The following is a 232-nucleotide window of genomic DNA, read 5'->3' on the forward strand; positions in this document are numbered from 1 at the left end:
GTGTAGTAGTTGAGGTCAATTTTAGGTTTATGTTTATTGTGGTTGATTTTGAGTGTTGTTTTGAAAGGTTGAGGGAGGGATTGTTGGAGGGTATGAATGAATGGATGTTTGTTTTTGAACTTGGATTTGGGTTTAGGCTGAGGTGTTTTGGATGGGTGGAGTTGTTGAAGGGGTTGCTGGAAGTGAGGGAGAGTCGATTGGTGATGAATGGTTTGTTTGGGAAGTTGGTTGA

The 232-nt window shown here is 41.4% G+C and carries 1 protein-coding gene; it reads left to right on the forward strand.

The features are described from left to right. Window positions 1-29: 29 nt before the first annotated feature. Window positions 30-232: hypothetical protein (locus FS628_RS32405; RefSeq protein WP_222125358.1), on the forward strand; the 203-nt coding region annotated here is incomplete at its 3' end.

The sequence above is a fragment of the Paenibacillus xylanexedens genome (assembly GCF_007676705.1).
GTDB lineage: Bacteria > Bacillota > Bacilli > Paenibacillales > Paenibacillaceae > Paenibacillus > Paenibacillus xylanexedens_C.